The following is a 24,102-nucleotide window of genomic DNA, read 5'->3' on the forward strand; positions in this document are numbered from 1 at the left end:
CCGAATGTCACATCGCGTCGATCGGATCGACGCGATGTGACATTCGGCCGGAAGGGTGAGCGGCTACAGCGTGCGCGCGAGGCGATCGGCGAGCAGGCGGGCGAACGCCGCCGGGTCGTCGAGTTCGCCGCCCTCCGCGAGCAGCGCGGTGCCGTACAGCAATTCGGCGGTCTCACCGAGCGTCGGATCGTCGGCGCGCTGAGCGTGCGCGTCGCGCAGGGCCGTGACCAACGGATGGTCCGGGTTGAGCTCGAGGATGCGCTTGGTGTGCGGGACGGGCTGGCCCGACGCCCGGTACATCCGCTCGAGGGTGGGCGACATGGCGAACGTGTCGCCGACGAGGCACGCGGGCGACGTGGTCAGCCGCGACGACAACCGCACCTGCTTCACATGCTCGTCGAGCGTCTCGCCGAGCCACGACAGCAGGCCGGCGTACTCCTTCTCCCGCTCCTCGCGCTCGGCCTCCGCGGCCTTCTTCTCGTCCTCGGTACCGAGGTCCACCTCACCCTTGGCGATCGACTGGAACCGCTTGCCCTCGAACTCGGGGACGGACCCCACCCACATCTCGTCGACCGGGTCGGTGAGCAGCAGCACCTCGAGCCCCTTGGCGCGGAACGCCTCCATGTGCGGCGAACTCTCGATCTGCTGCCGGGACTCGCCGGTCATGTAGAAGATCTCGTCCTGGCCCTCCTGCATCCGCGCGACGTACTCGGCGAGCGTCGTCGTCGCGTCCTCGCTGTGCGTGGACTCGAACGAGGACACGGCGAGCAGGGTGTCGCGGTTGTCGAAGTCCGAGAGCAGACCCTCCTTGAGGACCCGGCCGAACTGCGACCAGAACGTCCGGTACTTCTCCGGCTCGGTGGCCGCCATGTCCTTGATCGTCGACAGCACCTTCTTGGTGAGCCGCCGGCGGATCGCGCGGATCTGCCTGTCCTGCTGCAGAATCTCGCGGGAGACGTTGAGCGACAGGTCCTGTGCGTCGACCACGCCCTTGACGAAGCGCAGGTACTCCGGGACCAGTTCCTCGCAGTCGTCCATGATGAACACGCGCTTGACGTAGAGGTGGATCCCGGTCTTGCGCTCACGCATGAACAGGTCGAACGGCGCCTGCGACGGAATGAACAGCAGCGCCTGGTATTCGAACGTGCCCTCGGCCTTCATCGGGATGACCTCGAGCGGCTCGTCCCACGCGTGGCTGACGTGCTTGTAGAACTCGTTGTACTCCTCGGCGGAGACGTCGTCCTTCGAGCGCGCCCACAGCGCCTTCATCGAGTTCAGGGTCTCGGTCTCGCGGACCACCTCGGCGACGGACCCCTCACCCTCGGCCGGCTCGGTGTGTTCGACCTGCATCCGGATCGGCCACGCGATGAAATCCGAGTAGCGTTTGACGATCTCCTTGATCTTCCACTCGGCCGTGTAGTCGAACAGGTGGTCCTCGGTGTCCTCCGGCTTGAGATGCAGCGTCACCGACGTGCCCTGGGGTGCGCCCTCGACCGTCTCGATCGTGTACGTCGCCTCACCGCTCGACTCCCACCGGGTGCCGTCGTGCTCCCCTGCCTTGCGGGTCAGCAGGGTGACCTTGTCGGCGACCATGAAGGTCGAGTAGAAGCCGACGCCGAACTGCCCGATGAGCTCTGCCGGCGCAGCCGATTCCTGCGCCTCGCGCAGCTTGCGCCGCAGTTCCGCCGTGCCCGACTTCGCGAGGGTGCCGATCAGGTCGACCACCTCGTCCCGCGACATGCCGATGCCGTTGTCGCGGACGGTGAGGGTGCGCTGCTCCTTGTCGACCTCGATCTCGATGTGCAGGTCCGAGGTGTCGACCTGCAGGTCCTTGTTGCGGAATGCCTCGAGCTTGAGCTTGTCCAGCGCGTCCGACGAGTTGGAGACGAGTTCCCGGAGGAAGGTGTCCTTGTTCGAATACACCGAGTGGATCAGCAGATCCAGCAGCTGACGAGTCTCCGCCTGGAACTCGAGCTGTTCGATACCCGTAGTCATGGATGGTTCCCTTCGACAGCAGAACGTTCGACGAAATCGTACGACCGGTCCGGTCCACTGTTCCAAGGGGCCGCGCCCGGGCCGCGGGCGGCACTCGGTCTCGGATCCGACACATCCGCCCGGACCTGTTGTCGTGGGGTGCTCCACCGCAGTGTCATGGAGTGAGGCGAAGGCGCGCCGGTGTCGAGAGGAGGCCCCATGGCCACCGGAACAACCCCCTCCCCCGGGCCCGGACCGCGGCCCGTGCGCGCCCCGCGCGGCCCCGGGTTGCGGTGCCGGGGCTGGCAGCAGGAGGGCGCGCTGCGACTGCTGATGAACAACCTCGACCCCGACGTCGCCGAACGGCCGGACGACCTGGTGGTCTACGGCGGCACCGGCCGGGCGGTCCGCAACTGGGCCGCATTCGACGCGATCGTGCGGACCCTCGAGACCCTCGGCGACGACGAGACGCTGCTCGTGCAGTCCGGCAAACCCGTCGGGGTGCTGCGCACCCACGAGTGGGCACCGCGCGTGCTGCTGGCCAACTCGAACCTGGTCGGCGACTGGGCGAACTGGGAGGAGTTCCGCCGCCTGGAGGCGCTGGGACTGACGATGTACGGGCAGATGACCGCCGGGTCCTGGATCTACATCGGCTCGCAGGGCATCCTGCAGGGAACCTACGAGACGTTCGGGGCCGTCGCCCGCGCGCGGTTCGGGGGCACTCTCGCCGGAACGGTCACCCTCACCGCGGGCCTGGGCGGCATGGGCGGGGCGCAGCCGCTGGCGATCACGATGAACGAGGGTGTGGCGATCTGCGTCGAGGTCGACGAGGCCCGGGTCGGCCGCCGGCTCGCGCAGGGCTTCCTCGACACCAAGGCCGACGGCGTCGAAGCGGCGCTGGCCGAGGCGCTCGCGGCACGGGATGCGCGGCAACCACGCTCGATCGGAGTGGTCGGAAACGCCGCCGACGTCGTGCCGGAGCTGCTCGCGATGCAGGCCCCGATCGACATCGTCACCGATCAGACCTCGGCCCACGACCCGCTGTCCTACCTGCCGCGCGGGGTGACGGTCGAGGAGTGGCCCACCCTCGCGGCGAAGGACCCCGTGTGGTTCACCGAGCAGGCCCGCCGGTCGATGGCCCGGCACGTGGAAGCCATGGTCGGGTTCCTCGATCGCGGCGCCGAGGTGTTCGACTACGGCAACTCCATCCGCGACGAGGCCCGCAAGGGCGGCTTCGACCGGGCGTTCGCGTTTCCCGGCTTCGTCCCCGCGTACCTCCGTCCGCTGTTCGAGGAGGGCCGCGGACCGTTCCGGTGGGTCGCGCTGTCGGGCGATCCCGCGGACATCGCCGCCACCGATCGCGCCGTGCTCGAACTGTTCCCCGAGAACGAGCATCTCGCCCGATGGCTCACGCTGGCCGGACGCGCGGTGCCGTTCCAGGGGCTGCCGGCCCGCATCTGCTGGCTCGGCTACGGCGAACGGGACCGGGCGGGCCTGAGGTTCAACGAGATGGTCGCCGCCGGAGAGCTCTCCGCTCCGATCGCCATCGGCCGGGACCACCTCGACGCCGGGTCGGTCGCCTCGCCGTACCGCGAGACCGAGGCGATGGCCGACGGTTCGGACGCGATCGCCGACTGGCCGCTGCTCAACGCCCTGGTCAACACGGCGTCCGGGGCATCGTGGGTGTCGATCCACCACGGCGGCGGGGTCGGTATCGGCCGGTCGCTGCACGCCGGACAGGTGTGCATCGCCGACGGCACCGACCTCGCCGCGCGCAAGCTCGAGCGGGTGCTGACGAACGACCCCGGCACCGGCGTCCTCCGGCACGCCGACGCCGGGTATTCCCGGGCCACCGAGGTCGCGGCGCGTCGCGGACTGCGCATCCCGATGCGGGAGAGCTGACGCCATGTCGCCCGGACGGAACTGGACCCTGCTCGACAACATCGGCTGCCTCGTCACGAACGACCCGGAGCTGGGCCGGGGCCCGCTGGGGGTGCTCGTCGACGCCGCCGTCGTCGTCGGCGAGGGTCTGGTTCGGTGGGTGGGGCCGAGCGCACGGATCCCCGAGGGCGCCGCCGGGACCCGGCACGACCTGCAGGGCCGAGCCGTGCTGCCCGGGTTCGTGGACAGTCACGCCCATCTCGTGTTCGCCGGTGAGCGCGCCGAGGAGTTCGCCGCCCGGATGGCCGGTGTGCCCTACACGGCCGGTGGGATCGCCACGACGATCGCGGCGACCCGCGCGGCGACCGATCGCGCGCTCGCGGCGACGGCGTCGCGGCTCGTCGCGGAGGGCTGGGGGTCCGGGACGACGACGGTCGAGTGCAAGTCCGGGTACGGCCAGTCCGTCGCCGACGAACTGCGCAGCCTGCAGATCGCCGAGGTGTACACACCCGAGACGACGTTGCTCGCCGCGCACGTCGTGCCGCCGGAGTTCGCGGGCCGCCCCGACGACTACGTCCGGCTGGTGTGCGAGGAGATGGTTCCCGCGTGCGCTCCGCACGCCAGGTGGATCGACGTGTTCTGCGAGCGGGGCGCGTTCGACGCCGATCAGTGCCGGGCCGTGCTGCAGGCGGGGATGGCGCACGGCCTCACCCCGCGGGTGCACGGCAACCAGCTCGGTCCCGGGCCCGGCGTGCAGCTGGCGGTGGAGCTCGGCGCGGCGTCGGTGGACCACGTCACGTACACGACGGCGGCGGACGTGGCGGCGCTCGCCGGTTCCGGCACGGTCGCGACGCTGCTGCCGGGCGCCGACTTCTGCACGCGCAACCGGTATCCGGACGCGCGGGCACTGCTGGACGCGGGCGTGACCGTCGCCCTGGCCACCGACTGCAACCCCGGCACCTCGTACCTGACGAGCATGCCGTTCTGCGTCGCGCTGGCGGTGCGTGAGATGCACATGAGCCCGGAGGAGGCGGTCGGTGCGGCGACCGCCGGTGGCGCCGCGGCGTTGCGCCGCACCGACGTCGGCGTCGTCCGGGAGGGCGCACGGGCAGATCTGATCGCGCTGGACGCCCCGTCGTATCTGCACCTGGCGTATCGGCCGGGTGTGCAGCTGATCCGTGAGGTCTGGCTGGAGGGACTTTTGATGTGACGATTCCGGTCGACGTGCCGCCGGTGCCGTGGACGGGCCGCGACGACGGGCCCGGTGTCGAACACCTGCGCTGGCACGGCGTGGTCTCGCCGCTGCCGGCGGACGCGGCGCGGGCTCAGGTCCTGATCGGATTCCGCAGTGACGAGGGCGTGCGCCGCAACCAGGGGCGGGCCGGCGCGGTGGACGGGCCGGTCGCGTTGCGGCGCGCCCTGGCGTCGCTGGCGCTGCCCGCGCCGGCCGTCATCCACGATGCCGGTGACATCGAGGTGCGCGGCGGCGCCCTCGACGACGGGCAGCGCCGTCTCGGTGCCGCGGTCGCCGCGCTGCTCGACGCGAAGCACGCGGTGGTGGTTCTCGGCGGCGGGCACGAGGTCGCCTTCGGCAGCTACCTGGGCTGGGCGGGGTCCGCGGCCGCGCGGGCCGGGGCCCGGTGGGGCGTGCTGAACCTGGACGCGCACTTCGACCTGCGGGCCGCGCCCGTCGCGACGTCGGGCACCCCGTTCCGGCAGATGGCCGAGCGCGAACGCGAGCAGGGCCGGTCGCTGCGCTACGCGGTAGTGGGCATCGCGCAGCCGAGCAACACGGCCGCGCTGTTCGCCGCCGCGGACGCGATCGGGGCGCGGTACCTGCTGGACGACGAGTGCCGCGCCACGAACCTGCCCGTCGTGGAGACGTTCGTGGAGGAGTTCGTCCGCGAGCTGGACGCGGTGCATCTGACGATCGATCTCGATGTGCTGCCCGGCTGGGTGGCGCCCGGGGTGAGCGCCCCGGCGGCCTGCGGGGTCGCGTTCGAGGTGGTGCAGCACGTGTGCGACGTCGTGGCGCGCAGCGGCCGGCTCGCGCTCGTCGACGTCGCCGAACTGGCGCCGGCCTTCGACGTCGACGGGCGGACGGCGCGGGCGGCGGCGCGGCTGATCCACCGGATCGTCACGGGCCGGCCGGACGACGGCCACCCTCGGTTCGCGGGCACCGAACCCGCCGGCGGTCCATGATGGAGGTGATGGGGTACCTCGAGATCGGGAGTGCGTCATGGCGATTCGTCGGGTCGTCGTCGTCGGGGCGGGCTTCGCCGGCCTGTCGACGGCGTGGTTCCTGCAGGAGCGCGGCGTCGAGGTCACGGTGCTCGACCGGACCGGGGTGGCGGCGGATGCGTCGTGGGGCAACGCCGGCTGGCTGGCGCCCGCGCTGACGCTGCCGCTGCCGGAACCGGCGGTGCTGCGGTACGGGATCCGATCGATGCTCACGCCGTCGTCGCCCGTGTACGTGCCGCCCGCGGTCGACCTGCGGTTGTGGCGGTTCCTGGTGGGCTTCGCGCGGCACTGCACCCCCCGCCGGTGGCGGGCGGCGATGACCGTGTTCGCCGAGGTGAACCGGAGCGCGCTGGGCGCCTACGACGATCTGGCCCGCGGCGGTGTCGTCGAACAGACCCGCCCGGCGGATCCGTTCCTGGCCGCGTTCGCGTCCGAGGACGACCGTCGCGTCCTCGTCGAGGAGTTCCAGCAGGTGACCGCGGCCGGCGGCGAGGTGGATTTCGACCTGCTCGACGGGGACACGATCCGCACTCTGGAACCACTGCTCGGCGACGGGGTGCGGGCCGGGATCCGCCTTCGGGGGCAGCGGTTCGTCGATCCGCCGCGGTTCGTCGCCGCACTGGCGGACTCGGTGCGTGACCGCGGCGGTGCGGTCGTCACCGGATGCGAGGTGCAGGCGGTCCGGGACGACGCCCGGGGTGTGCGGGTAGTCGGTACCGACGGCACGGACCGGGCGGCGGATGCGGTGGTGCTGGCCACCGGCGCCAGGCTGACCGACCTGCTCCGGCCGTTCGGGGTCCGGACGCCGGTTCAGGCCGGCCGCGGGTACAGCTTCAGCGTGCGCCCGGCGGACCTGCCGAAGAACCCGATCTACTTCCCGGCCCAGCGGGTCGCGTGCACGCCGCTGCACGACCGGTTCCGCATCGCCGGGATGATGGAGTTCCGGCGGCCCGACGCCCCGCTCGACCCGCGCCGGATCCAGGCCATCGTCGACGCCGCACGGCCGCTGCTCACCGGCATCGACTGGTCCGCCCGCACGGAGGAATGGGTGGGCTCGCGTCCCTGCACCCCGGACGGTCTGCCACTGGTCGGGGGGACCCGCTCGGCGCGTGTGTTCGTCGCCGGCGGTCACGGCATGTGGGGGGTGGCGCTGGGCCCGCTGACCGGGCGGCTGCTGGCCGACGCGATGACCGGTACGCCGGCGGCGGTCCTGCGGCACTTCGATCCGCTGCGCTGACGATCAGTCCAGCGCCCCGATTGCCGCCTCCGCCGCGGCGACGAGTTCCCCGCTCGCGGCGAGCCGGACCGCGACGTCGATCTCGGGACCGAGCCGCCGGTCCGGGCCGGGCCCGGCCACGTACCGGCGGAGTGCGGCGACGACAGCGCCGGTCCCGGGCGCCGGAGCAAGCGGGGCACGCAGGTCCAGGGCGCGCGCCGCGGTCAGGGCCTCGATGGCCAGGACGCGGGTCAGTGCGTCGAGGCTGCGGCGCAGCTTGCGGGCAGCGGACCAGCCCATCGACACGTGGTCCTCCTGCATGGCCGACGACGGAACGGAGTCGACACTGGCCGGCACGGCGAGGCGTTTGAGGTCGGCGACGAGCGCGGCCTGGGTGTACTGGGCAATCATGTGCCCGCTGTCGACGCCGGGGTCGTGCGCGAGGAACGGCGGCAGGCCGTGGCTGCGGGCCACGTCGAGCAGCCGGTCGGTGCGGCGTTCGCTGATGCTCGCGACGTCGGCGACGACGATCGCGAGGAAGTCGAGGGCGTACGCCAGCGGGGCGCCGTGGAAGTTGCCGTTCGATTCGATCCGGCCGTCGCCGGTGACGACGGGGTTGTCGATCGCGGAGGCGAGTTCGCGCCCGGCGACCTGCTCGGCGTGGGCGAGGGTGTCGCGGGCCGCTCCCGCGACCTGCGGGGCGCACCGCAGCGAGTAGGCGTCCTGCACCACCGGGCAGTCTGGGGTGCGGTGGCTGGCCACGACGGCGGAACCGGCGAGGAGCCGGGTCATGTTGGCGGCGGCCACCGCCTGGCCGGGGTGCGGCCGCAGGGCGTGCAGGTCGGCGGCGAAGACCCGGTCCGTGCCGAGCAGCGCTTCGGTGCTCATCGCGGCCGTGACGTCGGCGAGCCGCAGCAGGGCGCGCAGATCGTGGCACGCGAGGACCAGCATGCCCAGCATCCCGTCGGTGCCGTTGACGAGGGCGAGTCCTTCCTTCTCGGCGAGCACGACGGGATCGAGGCCCGCCGCGGCGAGAGCCTGTGCGGCCGGTACGAGCCTGCCCGCGGCGTCGCGGACGTCGCCCTCGCCGGTGAGTGCGAGGGCCACGTGGGCGAGGGGCGCGAGATCCCCGGAGCAGCCGAGGCTGCCGTGCTCGGGCACCACCGGGGTGATGCCCGCATTCAGCATCGCGGCGTAGGCCGTGGCCGTCCCGGGACGGACCCCGGTGTGCCCGGTGGCGAAGGTCGACAGGCGCAGCAGCATCATCGCGCGGACCACCTCCCGTTCCACCTCGGGGCCGGTCCCGGCGGCGTGGGATCGGATTATGCTGCGCTGCAGATCGATTCGTGATTCCGGCGGAATGTGGCGGGTGGCGAGCGCGCCGAAGCCGGTGGTGATGCCGTACGCGGCCCGGGGGTCGTGGGCGAGCGCGTCGACCACTGCGCGGGCGGCGCCGACGAGGGCGAGCGCCTCCGCGGAGATCCGGACCGGCACACCGGACCGCGCCACGCGCAGGACGTCGTCCGCGGCGACGGGACCGACCCCGACGACGACCTCCCCGGCCACGGTCACCTCCCGATCGATACGCGCTATCCGGATTGTGTCCCGGGCACCGGCCGGTGCGCCGCGGAATCGCGGCGGCAAGGCCGGCCGGGTGACCGAGGCAGGTCCGGTTCGATCGGGGGCGCGGTCGCCTGCCTCGGGTTCACACGACGTCCGGGTTCACGAGTCCGCCCCCCAACGAGCCCTCGACCCGGTCGAACCACTCGAGCACGGCTCGTTCGTAGACGATGCCGAAGTCCAGGGTCGCCGACGAGTACGGGTCCGCACCGCACTCGGCGGCCGCGCGCTCGTAGTCGGCGAGCCGGCGTTCGTGGGCGACACGGTGAACGGCGAGCATCTCGGCCAGCCTGCCGGGGGGCAGGTGCCTGCCGAACGCGACGGTGAGCAGCAGCGGGTAGCGGATGTTCTCCGGCCCGGGTTCGCGTTCGATCCACTCGGCGAACGCGGCCCGGCCGGCGCCGGTGAGCGCGAACGGCTTGCGGTCGCGCGGGCCCACCTCGCCGGCCTCGACCAGACCGGCCCGTTCCATCGCGGCGAGTTCGCGGTACACCTGGCTGGTCGTGATCGACCAGAACTTCCCGATCCGCTCCTGCGCGGTCACCACCAGGTCCCACCCCGTCTTCGGCCCTTCGTGCAGGAATCCCAGCAGCGATGCCGCGGTGGCATTGAGCGGACGCGCCGCGGTGGCCTCGAGCGGACGCGCCGCGGTGGCCTTGAGCGGGCGCGCCGCGGTGGCCTCGAGCGGACGAGCCGCAGTGGCCTCGTGCGGACGGGCGGGGGCCTCGGACGGGCGATCGGCCATATTCGGCACCTTCCAGGGGGTTGACATTCCACTGTGGCATATCCACCATGGTGATAGCGACCTTCCATTGTGGAACTTCCATCCGCAGACCCTCGGTCGCTTCGACCCCTCCGGGAGGCAGCGATGGACTACGCCGACGGCATCCGCATCTCCGACTCCGAACGTGAACGCCTCGTCGACGAGCTGGGCCGGCACCTCACCGCCGGCCGGCTCACGATCGGCGAGTTCGACCAGCGCGTCGGAGCGGTGTACCGATCCGTCACCACCGACGAGGCGCGCCGCGTGCTGAGCGACCTTCCCACGGCACCCCCACCCGCCCCCGCACCCGTCCGCGCCCCCGCTCGCACCCCCGCCCGCACCGCAGCCCCCCGGCTCCCCGCGCATCAGCGGATCGAATGGGCGGCGTGGGCTGCAGCCGGGACGATCAACCTCGTGATCTGGTCGATCGTGTCGATCGCCGTCGGCGCGACGGTGTACCCGTGGCCGATCTGGGTGATCGGACCGTGGGGACTGGTACTGCTCGGCCGAACGCTCGCCGGCCGAGAGGGCACCACCCTCCCGAGGGGCCCCGGCCTCGGCGGACGGCACACCCTCCGGTGGTGCGCATCACAAACTCGGCTATGATCGACGGGAATTACTTGTAACTCGCGGTTACGCGAAGGATCAGGGAGGACCCCCGTGTCGAAGACCCTCGAAGCCACCGTCGAGATCACCGCATCGCCGCAGCAGGTGTGGCAGGTGATCTCCGACCTGAAGCGGATGGGCGAGCGGAGCCCGCAGTGCCGGAAGATGGTCGTCCTCGGCGGACCCGTCGGCGCGGGGACCAAGACGATCAACATCAACCGCAAGGGCCTGCTCGTGTGGCCCACCACCGCCAAGGTGCTCTCGTTCGAGCCGGGCCGCCTGCTCCGCTTCCGGGTCGCGGAGAACGGCACCGTCTGGTCGTTCGCTCTGGAACCGACGCAGACCGGCACCCGTGTGACCCAGAGGCGGGAAGCCCCCAACGGCACCAGCAAGGTCTCGCAGTTCCTCATCGACAAGGTTCTCGGTGGCGCCACCGCCTTCGACGACGACATGGTCGTCGGCATGAACGCCACCCTCGCGCGCATCAAGCGGGAGGCGGAGGGCGCGGCCCTCGCCCGGTGACCCTCCTCGCGTAGGCTGTGAGAGCCCGCGGGCCGCACGCCCGCGGGTCACACCGCGCGACACTAAGAGGAGCCGTGGCCCGAAAGCCCACACCCCCCGGAACCCCACCGCCCACCAGCGTCGAACACGTACTCGAACTGGTCCGGAAGACGATTCCACCGCTCCACCCGGCCGGCATCCCCTTCGTCGCCGCGCCTCTCGCCGTCGCGGCGCTCGGCCGCAACCGCAAGTGGATCCGTCGCGCCGGCCTCGTCTCGGCCGCCGCCACCGCCGGGTTCTTCCGGCACCCGCACCGGGTGCCGCCGAACCGGGTCGGCGTCGTCGTGGCGCCCGCCGACGGGGAGGTGGCCCTCGTCGACACGGCGGTGCCACCCGCCGAACTCGAGATGGGTACCGAACCACGGCCGCGGGTGAGCATCTTCCTTTCCGTGCTGGACGTGCACGTCCAGCGCAGTCCCGTCGGCGGCACCGTCACCAAGGTCGTGCACCGGCCGGGGCAGTTCCTCTCGGCCGATCTCGCCGATGCCAGCGAAGTCAACGAGCGCAACAGCATGCTGCTCGAGACCCGCGACGGAGCCGACGTGGCCGTCGTCCAGATCGCCGGGCTGCTCGCCCGCCGCATCGTGTGCGACGCCCAGGTGGGTGACACGCTGCCGATCGGCGACACCTACGGCCTGATCCGTTTCGGTTCCCGCGTCGACACCTATCTGCCCCCGGGCAGCACTCTCCTCGTCGAGCGCGGGCAGAAGACGATCGGCGCCGAGACCGTCATCGCTCAGCTCCCGTGAGCCGGTCCGCAGCATCCCAGGCAGCCCCGGAACGCAGACGCCGCGGGCGTCCGCAGGCCGTGCGGCTGCTGCCGAGCGTCATCACGATCCTCGCGCTCTCCGCCGGCCTGTCGGCGGTGAAGTTCGCCCTCGACGGCCAGTTGGGCACCGCGCTGGGCATGATCGGTGCGGCGGCCGTGCTGGACTCCCTCGACGGGCGCATCGCCCGCCTGCTCGACGCCACCACCAAGATCGGCGCCGAACTGGACTCGTTGTCCGACGCCGTCGCGTTCGGCGTGGCGCCGGCCCTCGTGCTGTACGTGACGCTGCTGGACGGCAGCCCCTTCGGCTGGATCGTCGCCCTGCTGTACGCGGTCAGCATCGTGCTGCGCCTCGCCCGGTTCAACACGCTGCTCGAGGACGACACGGTGCCCGCGTACGCACGCGAGTACTTCGTCGGCGTGCCGTCCCCCGCCGGTGCCCTCGTCGCCCTGGCACCGGTCGCCGCGCACGTCCAGTGGGGCGACGGCTGGTGGGACTCCTACCCGGTGGTGGCCGTCTGGACGTTGCTCACCGCCGCCCTCGTCGTCAGTCAGATCCCGACCCTGGCGATGAAGTCGGTGTCCGTCCCGCCGCGCTACGCGGTGGTCCTGCTGGTACTCGTGGCGGTCGCGGCGGCCGCGCTGGTCACCTACCCGTACGTGCTCATGCTCGTCCTCGTCGGCCTGTACCTGGCGCACATCCCGTTCGCGGTCCGTTCCAAGCGCTGGGTGGCGGCGCGTCCGGAGACCTGGAACATCAAACCGTCCGAGCGGCGCGCCCTGCGCGCCGAGCACCGCGCCCTGCGGCCCCGCCGGGTCGGGATCCGGCGCGCCCCCCAGCCCCGGCAGTCCGCCGCGCGGCTCGGTCTGCGCCGCCCCCGCGGACGCTGACGACGCTCTAGGCTCGGCGGGGTGAGCAGCCCCGAACTCGCATTGACCGTCCGTCTGAACACCTCCGCGGCCGATGCACGCCGCGGCGTGGTCCGCGTGCACCCGGAGGTGCTCACCGCGCTGGGCCTGCGCGAATGGGATGCGATCGGCCTGATCGGCGGGCGTCGCACCGCGGCCGTCGCCGGCCTCGCCCCCGCCGGCACCCCCACCGGCACGATCCTGCTCGACGACGTGACACTGTCCAACGTGGGGCTGCGCGAGGACGCCACCGTCCTCGTCGGCCCGGTCGTCGTCCGCGGCGCCCGCACCGTCGCGGTCACCGGATCGGCGCTCGCCACCCACACGATCGACGACGTCACGCTGCGTCAGGCACTGCTGGGCAAGGTCCTCACCGTCGGCGACGCGGTGTCCCTGCTGCCCCGCGACCTCGGACCGGGCACGAGCACCGCCCCCACCACCCGCACGCTGTCCCGCACGTTCGGGATCGCCTGGACCACGGAACTGCTCACCGTCACCGCCGTCGACCCCGGTGCACCGGTGAGCGTGCAGCCGAACACCGCGGTGCGCTGGGGCAGCGCCCCGGCCGGACGACTCGTCGCCGAGGCCCCGGACGCCGTGCGGTCGGTCCGGGCCCCGGCTCCCGCACCGCCGCCGCCACCGGTGGAGGACCTCGTCGGCGTGCAGACCCAGGCCGGCAAGCTCTCCGAGTGGCTGAAGCTGGCCCTCGACGAGCCCGAACTGCTGCGCACCCTCGGCGCCTCCCCCCACCTCGGGGTGCTGATCACCGGGCCCGCCGGGGTCGGCAAGGCCACCCTCGCCCGCGCGGTGCTCGCCTCCCGTCGCGTCGTCGAACTCGACGGGCCCGGGGTGGGCGCCACCGCCGCCGACGACCGGCTGCGCCGGGTCACGGCCGCCGTCGCCGACCTGGCCGCCGGCGGGGTCCTGCTGGTCACCGACATCGATGCCCTGCTGCCCGCGGACCCCGAACCGGTGTCGGCGCTGATCCTCGACCAGTTGCGCCGCGCCGTCGACACCGTCGGGGTTGCGCTCGTCGCGACCACGGCCCACCCCACCGAGGTGGATGCGCGGGTCCGGTCCCCCGAGATCTGCGACCGGGAACTGGCCCTGCCGCTGCCCGACGGCGCCACCCGCCGCGCCCTCCTCGACGTGCTGCTGCGCCGGGTGCCCACCGGCGACCTCGCCCTCGACGCCGTCGCCGCCCGCGCACCCGGCTTCGTCGTCGCCGACCTGGCCGCCCTGTGCCGGGAGGCGGCCCTGCGGGCGGCGGCGCGGGCGAGTCGCGACGACACCGAGCCGAAGCTGACCCAGGACGACCTGCTCGGTGCCCTCGAGGTGATCCGCCCCCTGTCGCGGTCGGGCACCGAGGAGCTGGCCATCGGCAGCGTCACTCTGGACGACGTCGGCGACATGGTCGACACCAAACAGTCGCTCACGGAGGCGGTGCTGTGGCCCTTGCAGCACCCCGACTCCTTCGCGCGCCTCGGCGTCGAGCCGCCACGCGGTGTGCTCCTCTACGGGCCCCCGGGGTGCGGCAAGACCTTCCTGGTGCGGGCACTGGCCAGCTCGGGACAGCTCAGCGTGCACGCCGTCAAGGGCGCCGAGCTGATGGACAAGTGGGTGGGTGCCTCGGAGAAGGCCGTGCGGGAGCTGTTCCAGCGGGCCCGCAACTCCGCACCGGCACTGGTGTTCCTCGACGAGATCGACGCGCTCGCCCCCAGGCGCGGGCAGAGCTCCGACTCCGGGGTCACCGACCGGGTGGTGGCCGCGCTGCTCACCGAACTCGACGGGGTCGAACCCCTGCGCGATGTCGTGGTGCTCGGCGCCACCAACCGGCCCGACCTGATCGATCCGGCTCTGCTGCGCCCCGGCCGGCTCGAGCGGCTGGTGTTCGTGCCGCCGCCGGACGCCGAGGCCCGCGCGGCGGTGCTGCGCACCGCGGGCCGGTCGGTGCCGCTGGCCGACGACGTGGACCTCGGCGCCCTCGCCGCCGACCTCGACGGGTACTCCGCGGCGGACTGTGCGGCGCTGCTGCGGGAGGCGGCGCTCGCGGCGATGCGCCGCAGCGTGGACGCCGCGGCGGTCACCGCCGACGATGTGGCGACGGCACGGAAGGCGGTGCGCCCCTCGCTGGACCCCGCACAGGTCGAACACCTGCGCGCCTACGCCGAGGGACGCTGACGATGCCGGCGGTGACGGTGCGGGTGGACGAACCCGTCGCGGGGCTCGCGGCGTTGTGTGCGGGCGCTCTCGCCGGCTTCGCCGTGTCGGCGGACGTGGTGGCGCTCCCCGCCGGCACCGGCAGCGCGGCGGCACCGATCGTGTTCGCGGTGGCGGCGGTGCTGGCGGTCGCGGGGCTGCAACGCTCCGGCTCGCGCCGCACGGCGTGGCTGCTGGCGACCGGCTGCACGGTGGTGCTCGCAACGGTGCGCTTCGCGGTGCCGGCCGCCGACGTCGACACCCTCACCGCGCTGGACCTGACCGGGGCGGGGGCGGCCGGGATCCTGCTGGGGGCGGCGGTCGCCGCGGCGTGGGGGGAACCGATCGGGCAGTGGGCGGTGGTCGCCGGGACGTGGGCGGTGTTCCTCGTCGCCGGTCCGACGGGGACGTCGCTGCAGTCGTCGGCGCTGCCGTCGCCGCTGCAGTGGCCGCTCGCCGTCGGGGCCGGAGCCGTGGTGCTCGCCGCGCTCGTCGCGGGGCCCGGAGCCCGGGTGCAGCGGCCGGATGCCCGGCTGCCGATCGTCGCGGTCGGAGCGACCGCGGTGCTCGTCGTCGGTCTGCACGTGCTCGGAGGCTGGGTGGGCGAGCACGCGGCAGGGGCGTGGATGTGGCCGGTCGCCGTCGGCGCGCTCGCCGCGACGGTGCTCGGCGTCGAGGCCGTCGCGCGTGTCCTGCCCTTCGCGGACGGCCGGTTCCCCGTCGCCGCGCTCGGGGCGACGGCCGCGGCGTACCCGCTCGTCGACGATCTCGCCGGGACGGAAGTGTCCGCGTGGGTGCCCGCGACCGGGCTGCTGGCCGTCGCGGCGGGAGCGGCGCTGGCGTGGCGGGTGCCGCGGGTCGACCTGGGACTGGGGGTGGCCCTGATCGTCACGCTGACCGTTGCGCTGTGGCCGGGCGTCGGGGCGGACGGCCCGCAGCTGCTGGTGCGCGTCGCACTGGTCGCCGCGGGTACCGGTCTCGCGCTGGGAGCGGCGCTGCCGCGGGCGGCGCCGGTCGCCGCGATGGGTCTGGCGCTGCCGTTCGCGGCGGCCACGGTCGCCGCGGTGGCGGCCCTACCCGCCGACCAGCGGATGCTCACCGGTGCGCTGGTCGCAACCGGCGCGGTGTGTGCCTGGCGCTGCCGGGGTTGACGTCGCCGCTCTCACCGGGCCCGGACGAGACCGAGGGCGTGCAGGTGCTCGAACACGAGCATCGAGCCCGGCGCGACCTCGGGGAGGGCGGCGTAGTCGGCGACCGTGAACCAGCCGAGCTCGGCGATCTCCGCCGCCGGACGCGGTTCGCCGGCGAGTTCGGCCGTGAAGCAGGTCATGTGCAGTCGGGTGCCGGGCGGATGGCCGAACGCGTCGGCCTCGAAGATCCCCACCTCGGCCACGGTGCCGTCGACGAGGTCGACGCCGAGTTCCTCGCGGATCTCCCGGTGCAGGGCCTGCTCGGGCGTCTCGCCGGGGTCGATCTTGCCGCCCGCCATGTAGAAGGTGGTCTTGCCGACGGAACGGGTCTGCAAGAGGCGTCCGTCACGGACGTACGCGAGCGCGGCGGTACGGATCGAGCCGGTGTCGGGCATGGAGGGACTCTACGATGGGAGGCGGACGCCTGGGCGTCGACGGTCCGTTCGCAACGTTGCGAACGATGCCGGTAGACTTCGGGCCAATCCGATTTGTCCATTTGCACGGCAGCGCGTGTGCCGGGGCTTTCCCGGTTCCGCGCAGTTCGGGCATCGTCCCCTGCGGGCGGGGCCCACCAATTGCAAGCCTGTTACACCCCGCCGCCAGGCCCGACCCCGACGGAGTGCCTTTTGCTCGCCATACTCATCGCTCACGCGGTCGCCACGCTCGTCGCGCCGCCTCTGGTCAGAGTCATGGGGAGAAATGCGTTCCTGCCGCTCGCGCTGGTGCCGCTGGCGAGTCTCGGCTGGGTGATCGGCAACTGGAGCACCGAACGCACCCTGCAGATCGCCTGGGCTCCGGGTCTGTCGATGAACATCGACATGCGCTTCGACTCCCTCGCAGCGATCATGTCGGCGCTGGTGCTGGGCATCGGCGCGCTCATTCTGCTCTACTGCGCCCGGTACTTCACCGACGACGAGCCCCGCCTGGGGATCTTCGCCGCCCAGATGGTCGCCTTCGCCGGGGCCATGTTCGGTCTCGTGACCAGCGACAACATGCTGGTTCTCTACATCTTCTGGGAACTGACGACGGTCCTGTCGTTCCTGCTCGTCGGCCACTACGCGGAGCGGGCGTCGAGCCGCCGCGCGGCCACCCAGGCCCTGCTCGTCACCACCGCCGGTGGCCTCGCCATGCTCGTCGGCGTCATCGTGCTCGGGCAACTGGTGGGCAGCTACAACCTCTCCGACGTGATCGCGGCCGCCCCGAGCGGCTGGCTGGCCGGGGTGGGCATCGCCCTGGTGCTGGTCGGCGCCCTGTCGAAATCCGCGGTGGTACCGCTGCACTTCTGGCTGCCCGGGGCGATGGCGGCCCCGACGCCCGTCTCCGCGTATCTGCACGCCGCCGCGATGGTGAAGGCGGGCATCTACCTGGTCGCGCGGCTGGCTCCGGCGTTCGCCGATGCGGCGCCCTGGCGGCCCATCGTCGTCACCCTCGGCCTGGCCTCGATGCTGCTCGCCGGCTGGCGCGCGTTCCGGGCCTTCGACCTGAAGCTGATCCTGGCCTTCGGCACCGTCAGCCAGCTCGGCTTCCTCATCGCGCTCGTCGGGATCGGCAGCCGGGAGGCAGCGCTGGCGGGCATGGCCATGGTCGTGGCCCACGCGATGTTCAAGGCCTGCCTGTTCATGGTGGTGGGCATCGTCGACCACGGCGCAGGCACCCGCGACATCCGCAAGCTCGCGCACCTCGGGAAACGGACGCCGTTCCTCGCGGCCGTCGCGGCCGTCGCCGCGATGAGCATGGGCGGGTTGCCCGTGTTCATCGGGTTCGTCGGCAAGGAGGCCGCCCTCGAGGCCGTGCAGGTGACGACCCTGCTGAGTCCGGGCGCGCGGATCGCGGTCCTCACCGCGATCGTCGTCGGATCGATCCTCACCCTGGCATACAGCATCCGTTTCGTGTGGGGCGCCTTCGGACGCAAGCAACTCAAGCGCCCGAGTCCGGCCGTGCAGAGCTTCCACGAGCCGGGGCCACTGCTGCTGTTCTCTCCGACCGTCCTGGCGTTCGGCGGGCTGGCCGCCGGACTCGCCGCGCCGTGGATCGACACGCTGCTCTCCCCCTACGCGGACACGCTGCCCAGCACCCTGGACAAGCCGTACCACCTCGCGCTGTGGCACGGCGTCGGACTCCCCCTCGTGCTGACTGCCGTCGTCGTGGTCGGAGGAACCACGCTGTATCTCGCACACCGCACCATCTCGCGCCTGAAGTTCGAACGTCCGATGCTCGGCAACGCCGACCGCATGTACGACGAGACGTTGCGGCTCATGGACACCGTGTCGATGCGTCTGACCGGCTTCCTCCAGCGGGGATCGCTGCCGTTGACCCAGGCGACGATCCTGGTGACGCTGGTCCTGCTCCCCACGATCCTGCTGTTCGTGTTCGGTGTCGCGGAACGTCCCCGGCTGCGCTGGTGGGACAGCCCGTTCGAGTTCGTGGTGGTGCTCGCGATCATCGGCGGTGCCCTCGCCGCCGCGATCATGCGCAACCGGATCGCCGGCGTGCTCGTCGTCGGCCTCACCGGATACGGCTGCGGCCTGCTCTTCGCCTTCCACGGCGCCCCGGACCTCGCGTTGACGCAGGCGCTGGTGGAAACCCTGACGCTGGTGATCTTCGTGCTGGTGCTGCGCAAGCTGCCGGCCGAGAACCGGCACGTCGCCGGGAACCGCCTCCGCCGAGCCCTCCTCGGGGTGGCCGTCGGCGCGACGGTCACCGGAATCGGGGCCTTCGCCGTCGCGGCCCGCAGCACCGAACCGATCGCCCTGCTCCTCCCGCAGGCCGCCTACGAGTTGGGCGACGGCAAGAACGTCGTCAACGTCCTGCTCGTCGACATCCGGGCGTGGGACACCCTCGGGGAGATCTCGGTGCTGCTCGTGGCCGCGACGGGCGTGGCGAGCCTGGTCTTCCGTACCCGGCGGTTCGGAGCGGCCCCCCGGGTCGCCGACGCCCCCGCCGCGCAACTCGACGCCGTGGCCGCCAGCACCGAGACGACCTGGCTCCGGGGTGGGGACCTGATCGATCCGCGACACCGGTCGCTGATCCTCGAGGTCACGACCCGGCTGGTCTTCCCCACGATGATGGTGTTGTCGGTGTACTTCTTCTTCGCGGGCCACAACGCCCCGGGCGGCGGCTTCGCCGGTGGGCTCACCGCCGGCCTGGCTCTGGTGCTGCGCTATCTCGCCGGTGGTCGCTACGAACTCGGCGAGGCCGTCCCGATCGACGCGGGCAAGATCCTGGGCCTGGGCCTGACCTTCTCGGCGGGCACCGCGCTCGTCTCGTTGTTCCTCGGGGCGCCCGCGCTCTCCTCGGCGACACTCGAACTCACTCTGCCCCTACTGGGAGACGTCAAGATGGTGACCGCCCTGTTCTTCGATCTCGGTGTGTATCTGATCGTGGTCGGCCTGGTGGTCGATGTGCTCCGCAGCCTCGGAGCCCGGCTCGACGCCGAGATCGTCGGTGAACGCCGATGACCGTCAACCTGACGCTGCTCATCGCCACCGGGGTGCTCGTCGCCTCCGGGGTGTACCTCCTGCTCGAGCGCAGCATCATCAAGATGCTGCTCGGGCTCCTGCTGATCGGCAACGGCATCAACCTGCTGATCATCGGGCTCGCCGGTCCCGCCGGCGAACCGCCGATCATCGGATTCGGCAACGAACTCCACGAGGAGATGGCCGATCCGCTCGCGCAGGCGATGATCCTGACCGCCATCGTCATCACGATGGGTGTCGCGGCGTTCGTGCTCGCCCTGACGTACCGGTCCTTCACGCTCAGCGCGCGCGACGAGGTCGAGAACGACCCCGAGGACACCAAGGTGTCCCAGCGCCGGACGCGCGCCGACGCCCCGGACCGGGACCGCTCGGACGATCCGGTCACGGGCGAGCCGAGCAAGATCGGCGACGCCTTCGATTCCGCCGGCAACCCCATCCCCCTCGAGGAGCTGACCAACATCGAGGATCTCGAGTGCTACGAGGACCTGCACGACGGGGACTTCGACGACGAGACCGACTCCGCCTACAGCGACGGTGAGCCGGCACGCGGAGACGATGCGCCGTCCCCGCGAGGAGGGACCCGATGACCCTGTCCGCAGCCGCCCTCATACCGCTGCCCGTCCTCATTCCGATGCTCGCGGCGGCCACCACCCTGATCCTCGGGCGCCGGCCGCGTGCCCAGCGTGCCGTCACGGTCGTATCCCTCGTCGCGGTGCTCGTCGTGGCGGGCCTGCTGCTGTATCTCGCGGATCGGGACGGCATCGCGACGTTGCAGGTCGGCGGGTGGGAGGCGCCCATCGGGATCACGCTGGTCGTGGACCGTCTGTCCGCCCTCATGCTCGTGGTGTCGGCGATCGTGCTGCTCGCCGTCATGCTGTACGCGGTCGGTCAGGGCATCCACGACGGCACCGAGCAGCAACCCGTGTCCATCTTCCTGCCGACGTACCTGGCGCTGACGGCAGGCGTGTGCAACGCGTTCCTGGCGGGAGACCTGTTCAACCTGTTCGTCGGGTTCGAGGTCCTCCTCGCCGCGTCCTTCGTGCTGCTCACCTTGGGGGCGAGCGCCGACAGGGTGCGCGCCGGCGTCTCGTACGTGATGGTGTCGATGGTCTCGTCGCTGATCTTCCTCGCGGGGATCGCGCTCGCCTACGCCGCCACCGGCACGTTGAACCTGGCTCAGATGTCCCTGCGTCTCGACGACGTGCCCGCCGGCACGCGGGCGGCGATCTTCGGAGTCCTCCTCGTCGCATTCGGTATCAAGGCCGCCGTCTTCCCCCTGTCCTCGTGGTTGCCCGACTCCTACCCCACCGCCCCGGCACCGGTCACGGCCGTGTTCGCCGGCCTGCTCACCAAGGTCGGTGTGTACGCGATCATCCGCACGCACACCCTCCTGTTCCCGGGCGGGGAACTCGACGACGTCCTGCTGATCGCCGGCCTGCTCACGATGCTCGTCGGCATCTTCGGGGCCATCGCGCAGAACGACATCAAGCGCCTGCTGTCGTTCACCCTCGTCAGTCACATCGGTTACATGGTGTTCGGCATCGCCCTGTCGACACAGGCCGGGCTGTCCGGCGCGGTGTACTACGTCGCGCACCACATCCTCGTCCAGACCACCCTCTTCCTGGTGGTGGGGCTGATCGAACGCCAGGCCGGATCGGCGTCCCTGCGTCGTCTCGGCGGGCTGGCCCTGGCGAGCCCGCTGCTGGCGATCGTGTTCCTGGTCCCGGCCCTGAACCTGGGCGGCATCCCGCCGTTCTCCGGATTCATCGGGAAGGTCGCTCTCCTGCAGGCCGGCGCATCCGAGGGCTCCGTACTGGCGTGGGTGCTCGTGGCCGGTGGCACCGCCACCAGTCTGCTCACCCTCTACGTGGTGGCCCGCGTGTGGACGAAGGCGTTCTGGCGCGCGCGTGCCGACGCACCCGAGGGCGACCTCGCCGACACGGCGCCGTCCGCCCTGCTCGACCGCTCCGAGGAGGACATCGCCTTCGGCGACCGGGCGGACGTGGGACGCATGCCCCCCGCGATGCTCGTCCCGACGGTGGGTCTCGCGCTCGTCGGCCTCGGTCTCACCGTCTTCGCCGGGCCGCTGATCGACATCAGCGATCGTGCCGCGGAGAACCTACGCGACCGCTCCGTCTACGTCGAGGCGGTCCTGGGAGGAGTCCCCGAATGACCAGTCGCGCATCGCTGCTCCGATTCCTCGTCCTTGCCTGGATGGTCCTGGTCTGGGTGCTGCTGTGGGGCACCTTCTCCGTCGCGAACGCCCTCAGCGGCCTCGTCGTCGCGTTGGCGATCATGTTCCTGCTGCCGTTGCCGAGGGTGCCCGTCGAGGGCCGGGTCCACCTGTTCTCGTTGCTCAAACTGGCGCTCGTCATCTTCGGCGACACGATCAGGAGCACCGCGTCGGTGGCCTGGCTGAGCATCAGGCCGGGACCCGGTCCACTGACCGGGGTCCTGCGCTGCCGGCTGATCATCAAGTCGGACCTGGTCCTCACCCTGTGGACCGACATCATGAACAACATCCCGGGAACCATGGTGCTCGAGATCGACCGGGTGCGACGGATCGTCTACGTGCACGTCCTCGACCTGAGCAGCGACCGGGCGGTGGCCGAGTTCTACCGGTCGGCGCGCCGGATCGAGCGGTTGCTGATCTCGACGTTCGAACGGAACTCCGAATGGCAACCCAGTCCCTGGTACCGGGACCGGACCTCGGCGAACGTGGAGGACATCGCATGACCGTGCTACTGGCAGTGTCCGGCGTGCTGCTGGCGTCGGCAGCCGCGCTGCTGATCTTCCGGGCTCTGGCCGGACCGAGTTCCCTCGATCGGCTGGTGGCCATGGACTGTGTCCTGGCCCTCACGCTGTGCGGGATCGCGGTGTGGGCCGTCTACAGCCGCGACACCAGCATCGTTCCTGCGCTCGTGGCCTTCTCCCTGGTGGGCTTCATCAGTTCGGTGTCCATCGCTCGCTTCCGGGTGCGTGACGAATGATCACGGACATCCTGGAAGTGGTCGGACACATCCTCATCCTCCTCGGCTCGGCGGTCTGCCTGGCCGGGGCGATCGGCGTCGTGCGCTTCCGCGACACCCTGGCACGCATGCACCCCGCCACGATGCCGCAGGTGGTGGGCGTCCTGCTCGTGCTGAGCGGGGCCATCCTCAACCTGCGCGGGAGCGTCGACATCTGGATGCTGGTGCTCGCGTCGATGTTCATGGTGCTGACCGCACCGGTCGTCGCGCACCGGGTGGGCCGGGTGGCCTACCGGGAGCAACTCGGTCGCGACGGCCTCCCGATGCCGGAGGAACTGCCCTCGGAGTGACGTCCACCCGGCCCTCGGGTCGACGCCGACGTCACGCGGCCTCGTTCGTCTTGTCCGCCCGGGACGGTGCACCGGATCCGGATCGAGCGCCCTCGGGGTACGCGCCGGTGCCTGCGAACGTGACGTGGAAGGCCACCGCCACCACCACCAGCGAACCGATCAGCAGGGGCCCGGCGAGCAGCGCGTGCTCCGCCATGAGGTGCGGCAGGTACCGGTAGGCCGCCAGCTGCGCGGCCAGCACCGCCGTGCCGCCCGCGACGAGCCTGATGCGGAACCAGCCCCATCCGCGGTCGGGGTCGCGCAGCGCCGCCTCGAGTGTCAGGCACAGCACCGCGCCGGAGACGAGGTCCACGCCGTAGTGGTAGCCGAAGCCCAGCGTGGCGGCGAGCGTGCACCCGAGCCATCCGGTGCCGAGGAGCCGCAGCCAGCCGGGGCCGCCGCGGGTGTGCAGGAACAGCGCCAGCGCCCACGCGGTGTGCAGGCTCGGCATGCAGTTGCGCGGGGTGATCGTGTCGAACGGGATCGGCTGCGGGTCGGGATTCCACGGCACCGCACCCGGCCAGAAGGTCCCCACCTGCCAGCCCTCGCCGTGGTCGCCGAATGCGAAGATCGGGCCCACCACCGGGAACAGCATGTAGATCAGTGGGCCCACCAGGCCGATGAGCAGGAAGGTGCGCACCAGGTGGTGCGCGGGCCAGGGGCGGCCCCCGCCGACGTGGCGGAGCTGGTAGACGGCGACGACGATCGCCGCGACGGGCAGTTCGATGTACACCCAGTGCAGCACGGCGTACACCCCGGGTCCGAGCCATTCGAGGACCTGACCGGCCAGCCACGACGGATTGCCCAGCGCGTGGTCGGCGAGCTGGACGTACTCGTCGAGCACCTCCGGCCGGGTCCGCGCGGTCAGCTCGAGCCAGGTGTCGCCGATCTTGACGGAGAGCACGAGCAGCACACCCAGGGCGATGCCGCGCAGCGCACCTCGCCGGGGGCCGCCCTGCAACGCGACCGCGGCGTATCCGGCGAGCAGCACGAGCACGATCGTCGGCCCGTTCCCCGCCGTCAGGGGTCCACCGGTGAGGTACCGTTCGGCCGCGAACGCCGCGTCGAGCAGCACCGCGGCAGTGAGGGAGACGACCCGCAGGCGCGTGGTCAGCCCCACCATCGCCAGCGCGAGACCGGCCCACGGCACGGACGCCGACGTCGGGACGCCGACGACGTCACCGACGAGTCCCGGGATGGGCCCGGGGAACCCGCTGTACCGCGCGACCGCCTCGGCCACGAGGACCCCGAGAATCGCGCCGATCAGAGCGAGGGGAACGAACAGTTGCGGCACATGCGCCGGCTGCGCCTTCGGGCGCTCCACCTCTCGGATCGACAC

21 protein-coding genes are annotated in these 24,102 nt (G+C 71.9%); 16 read left to right on the forward strand and 5 right to left on the reverse strand.

The features are described 5' to 3' along the window. Window positions 1-63 precede the first annotated feature (63 nt). A complete protein-coding gene (gene htpG, locus F1734_RS20745; protein ID WP_048772221.1) occupies window positions 64-1,995 on the reverse strand; it encodes a molecular chaperone HtpG in 1,932 nt (643 codons plus the stop codon). Window positions 1,996-2,193: 198 nt separating this feature from the next. Between htpG and hutU the strand changes: the two genes are divergently transcribed. From hutU to F1734_RS20765, 4 genes are read left to right on the forward strand one after another with little or no spacing between them, the layout of a single operon-like run. After that, the gene (gene hutU, locus F1734_RS20750) at window positions 2,194-3,876 is read left to right on the forward strand and encodes a urocanate hydratase (protein WP_048772219.1); all 1,683 of its coding nucleotides are present in this window, start codon (window positions 2,194-2,196) and stop codon (window positions 3,874-3,876) included. A gap of 4 nt (window positions 3,877-3,880) precedes the next feature. After that, window positions 3,881-5,065 carry an imidazolonepropionase gene (gene hutI / locus F1734_RS20755; RefSeq protein ID WP_203010994.1) on the forward strand — a complete coding sequence of 395 codons (1,185 nt, stop codon included), beginning with the start codon at window positions 3,881-3,883 and terminating at the stop codon, window positions 5,063-5,065. Further along, a complete protein-coding gene (gene hutG, locus F1734_RS20760; RefSeq protein WP_064066787.1) occupies window positions 5,062-6,057 on the forward strand; it encodes a formimidoylglutamase in 996 nt (331 codons plus the stop codon). Before hutI ends, hutG begins: the two co-directional genes overlap by 4 nt. A gap of 37 nt (window positions 6,058-6,094) precedes the next feature. Continuing rightward, complete coding sequence (locus F1734_RS20765; RefSeq protein ID WP_203010995.1) at window positions 6,095-7,333, forward strand: NAD(P)/FAD-dependent oxidoreductase; 1,239 nt, start codon at window positions 6,095-6,097, stop codon at window positions 7,331-7,333. Between the two features lie 3 nt (window positions 7,334-7,336). Here F1734_RS20765 and hutH read toward each other — a convergent pair whose 3' ends face one another. Further along, complete coding sequence (gene hutH / locus F1734_RS20770; protein ID WP_203010996.1) at window positions 7,337-8,884, reverse strand: histidine ammonia-lyase; 1,548 nt, start codon at window positions 8,882-8,884, stop codon at window positions 7,337-7,339. Window positions 8,885-9,017: 133 nt separating this feature from the next. Continuing rightward, entirely contained in the window at window positions 9,018-9,677 is a 660-nt protein-coding gene (locus tag F1734_RS20775) for a PadR family transcriptional regulator (protein WP_238424000.1), read from the reverse strand. A gap of 123 nt (window positions 9,678-9,800) precedes the next feature. On the opposite strand from F1734_RS20775, the gene F1734_RS20780 reads away from it, so the two are divergent. The 6 genes from F1734_RS20780 to F1734_RS20805 all read left to right on the forward strand — a co-directional run bounded on the left by F1734_RS20780 (window position 9,801) and on the right by F1734_RS20805 (window position 15,890). Beyond that, window positions 9,801-10,301, forward strand: a complete 501-nt coding sequence (locus tag F1734_RS20780; protein ID WP_010592211.1) for a DUF1707 SHOCT-like domain-containing protein — start codon at window positions 9,801-9,803, stop codon at window positions 10,299-10,301. 54 nt (window positions 10,302-10,355) lie between these two features. Continuing rightward, complete coding sequence (locus F1734_RS20785) at window positions 10,356-10,823, forward strand: SRPBCC family protein (RefSeq protein ID WP_010592212.1); 468 nt, start codon at window positions 10,356-10,358, stop codon at window positions 10,821-10,823. Window positions 10,824-10,897: 74 nt separating this feature from the next. Continuing rightward, window positions 10,898-11,611, forward strand: a complete 714-nt coding sequence (locus F1734_RS20790; protein WP_010592213.1) for a phosphatidylserine decarboxylase — start codon at window positions 10,898-10,900, stop codon at window positions 11,609-11,611. A gap of 59 nt (window positions 11,612-11,670) precedes the next feature. Then, window positions 11,671-12,522: a CDP-alcohol phosphatidyltransferase family protein gene (locus F1734_RS20795; protein ID WP_003937424.1), complete on the forward strand. Its 852-nt coding sequence runs from the start codon at window positions 11,671-11,673 to the stop codon at window positions 12,520-12,522. 21 nt (window positions 12,523-12,543) lie between these two features. Continuing rightward, window positions 12,544-14,721, forward strand: coding sequence for an AAA family ATPase (locus F1734_RS20800; RefSeq protein WP_040270749.1), 2,178 nt, complete (start codon window positions 12,544-12,546; stop codon window positions 14,719-14,721). Window positions 14,722-14,723: 2 nt separating this feature from the next. After that, on the forward strand, window positions 14,724-15,890 hold the full coding sequence (locus F1734_RS20805; protein ID WP_119699960.1) for a hypothetical protein: 1,167 nt from the start codon (window positions 14,724-14,726) through the stop codon (window positions 15,888-15,890). Window positions 15,891-15,901: 11 nt separating this feature from the next. Here F1734_RS20805 and F1734_RS20810 read toward each other — a convergent pair whose 3' ends face one another. After that, on the reverse strand, window positions 15,902-16,324 hold the full coding sequence (locus tag F1734_RS20810; protein ID WP_010592216.1) for an NUDIX hydrolase: 423 nt from the start codon (window positions 16,322-16,324) through the stop codon (window positions 15,902-15,904). A 231-nt stretch (window positions 16,325-16,555) separates the two neighbouring features. Between F1734_RS20810 and F1734_RS20815 the strand changes: the two genes are divergently transcribed. Genes F1734_RS20815 through mnhG form a run of 6 tightly spaced genes read left to right on the forward strand, consistent with a single transcriptional unit; the run spans window position 16,556 to window position 22,724 of the window. Further along, window positions 16,556-19,387 carry a Na+/H+ antiporter subunit A gene (locus tag F1734_RS20815; protein WP_017681293.1) on the forward strand — a complete coding sequence of 944 codons (2,832 nt, stop codon included), beginning with the start codon at window positions 16,556-16,558 and terminating at the stop codon, window positions 19,385-19,387. Then, window positions 19,384-19,992 (forward strand): Na(+)/H(+) antiporter subunit C, encoded by a 609-nt coding sequence (locus F1734_RS20820; protein ID WP_010592218.1) that lies wholly within the window; start codon window positions 19,384-19,386, stop codon window positions 19,990-19,992. Before F1734_RS20815 ends, F1734_RS20820 begins: the two co-directional genes overlap by 4 nt. Beyond that, complete coding sequence (locus F1734_RS20825) at window positions 19,989-21,578, forward strand: Na+/H+ antiporter subunit D (protein ID WP_010592219.1); 1,590 nt, start codon at window positions 19,989-19,991, stop codon at window positions 21,576-21,578. Before F1734_RS20820 ends, F1734_RS20825 begins: the two co-directional genes overlap by 4 nt. After that, window positions 21,575-22,141 (forward strand): Na+/H+ antiporter subunit E, encoded by a 567-nt coding sequence (locus tag F1734_RS20830; RefSeq protein WP_010592220.1) that lies wholly within the window; start codon window positions 21,575-21,577, stop codon window positions 22,139-22,141. Before F1734_RS20825 ends, F1734_RS20830 begins: the two co-directional genes overlap by 4 nt. Then, complete coding sequence (locus F1734_RS20835; RefSeq protein WP_010592221.1) at window positions 22,138-22,395, forward strand: monovalent cation/H+ antiporter complex subunit F; 258 nt, start codon at window positions 22,138-22,140, stop codon at window positions 22,393-22,395. Before F1734_RS20830 ends, F1734_RS20835 begins: the two co-directional genes overlap by 4 nt. Next, complete coding sequence (gene mnhG, locus F1734_RS20840; protein WP_010592222.1) at window positions 22,392-22,724, forward strand: monovalent cation/H(+) antiporter subunit G; 333 nt, start codon at window positions 22,392-22,394, stop codon at window positions 22,722-22,724. Before F1734_RS20835 ends, mnhG begins: the two co-directional genes overlap by 4 nt. Before the next feature lie 31 nt (window positions 22,725-22,755). Here the strand turns inward: mnhG and F1734_RS20845 are convergent, their stop codons facing one another. Beyond that, complete coding sequence (locus tag F1734_RS20845; RefSeq protein WP_040270740.1) at window positions 22,756-24,087, reverse strand: phosphatase PAP2 family protein; 1,332 nt, start codon at window positions 24,085-24,087, stop codon at window positions 22,756-22,758. Window positions 24,088-24,102 lie beyond the last annotated feature (15 nt).

Source organism: Rhodococcus ruber, assembly GCF_016804345.1.
Classification (GTDB): Bacteria; Actinomycetota; Actinomycetes; order Mycobacteriales; family Mycobacteriaceae; genus Rhodococcus; species Rhodococcus ruber.

What these genes read in the sequence shown, in the direction of transcription:
- F1734_RS20780 (WP_010592211.1), top strand. Translation starts at nt 9,801, where the DNA reads ATGGACTACGCCGACGGCATCCGCATCTCCGACTCCGAACGTGAACGC.
- htpG (WP_048772221.1), bottom strand. Translation starts at nt 1,995, where the DNA reads ATGACTACGGGTATCGAACAGCTCGAGTTCCAGGCGGAGACTCGTCAG.
- F1734_RS20775 (WP_238424000.1), bottom strand. Translation starts at nt 9,677, where the DNA reads ATGGCCGATCGCCCGTCCGAGGCCCCCGCCCGTCCGCACGAGGCCACT.
- F1734_RS20830 (WP_010592220.1), top strand. Translation starts at nt 21,575, where the DNA reads ATGACCAGTCGCGCATCGCTGCTCCGATTCCTCGTCCTTGCCTGGATG.
- F1734_RS20805 (WP_119699960.1), top strand. Translation starts at nt 14,724, where the DNA reads ATGCCGGCGGTGACGGTGCGGGTGGACGAACCCGTCGCGGGGCTCGCG.
- mnhG (WP_010592222.1), top strand. Translation starts at nt 22,392, where the DNA reads ATGATCACGGACATCCTGGAAGTGGTCGGACACATCCTCATCCTCCTC.
- F1734_RS20825 (WP_010592219.1), top strand. Translation starts at nt 19,989, where the DNA reads ATGACCCTGTCCGCAGCCGCCCTCATACCGCTGCCCGTCCTCATTCCG.
- F1734_RS20835 (WP_010592221.1), top strand. Translation starts at nt 22,138, where the DNA reads ATGACCGTGCTACTGGCAGTGTCCGGCGTGCTGCTGGCGTCGGCAGCC.
- hutU (WP_048772219.1), top strand. Translation starts at nt 2,194, where the DNA reads ATGGCCACCGGAACAACCCCCTCCCCCGGGCCCGGACCGCGGCCCGTG.
- F1734_RS20765 (WP_203010995.1), top strand. Translation starts at nt 6,095, where the DNA reads ATGGCGATTCGTCGGGTCGTCGTCGTCGGGGCGGGCTTCGCCGGCCTG.
- hutI (WP_203010994.1), top strand. Translation starts at nt 3,881, where the DNA reads ATGTCGCCCGGACGGAACTGGACCCTGCTCGACAACATCGGCTGCCTC.
- F1734_RS20810 (WP_010592216.1), bottom strand. Translation starts at nt 16,324, where the DNA reads ATGCCCGACACCGGCTCGATCCGTACCGCCGCGCTCGCGTACGTCCGT.
- F1734_RS20820 (WP_010592218.1), top strand. Translation starts at nt 19,384, where the DNA reads ATGACCGTCAACCTGACGCTGCTCATCGCCACCGGGGTGCTCGTCGCC.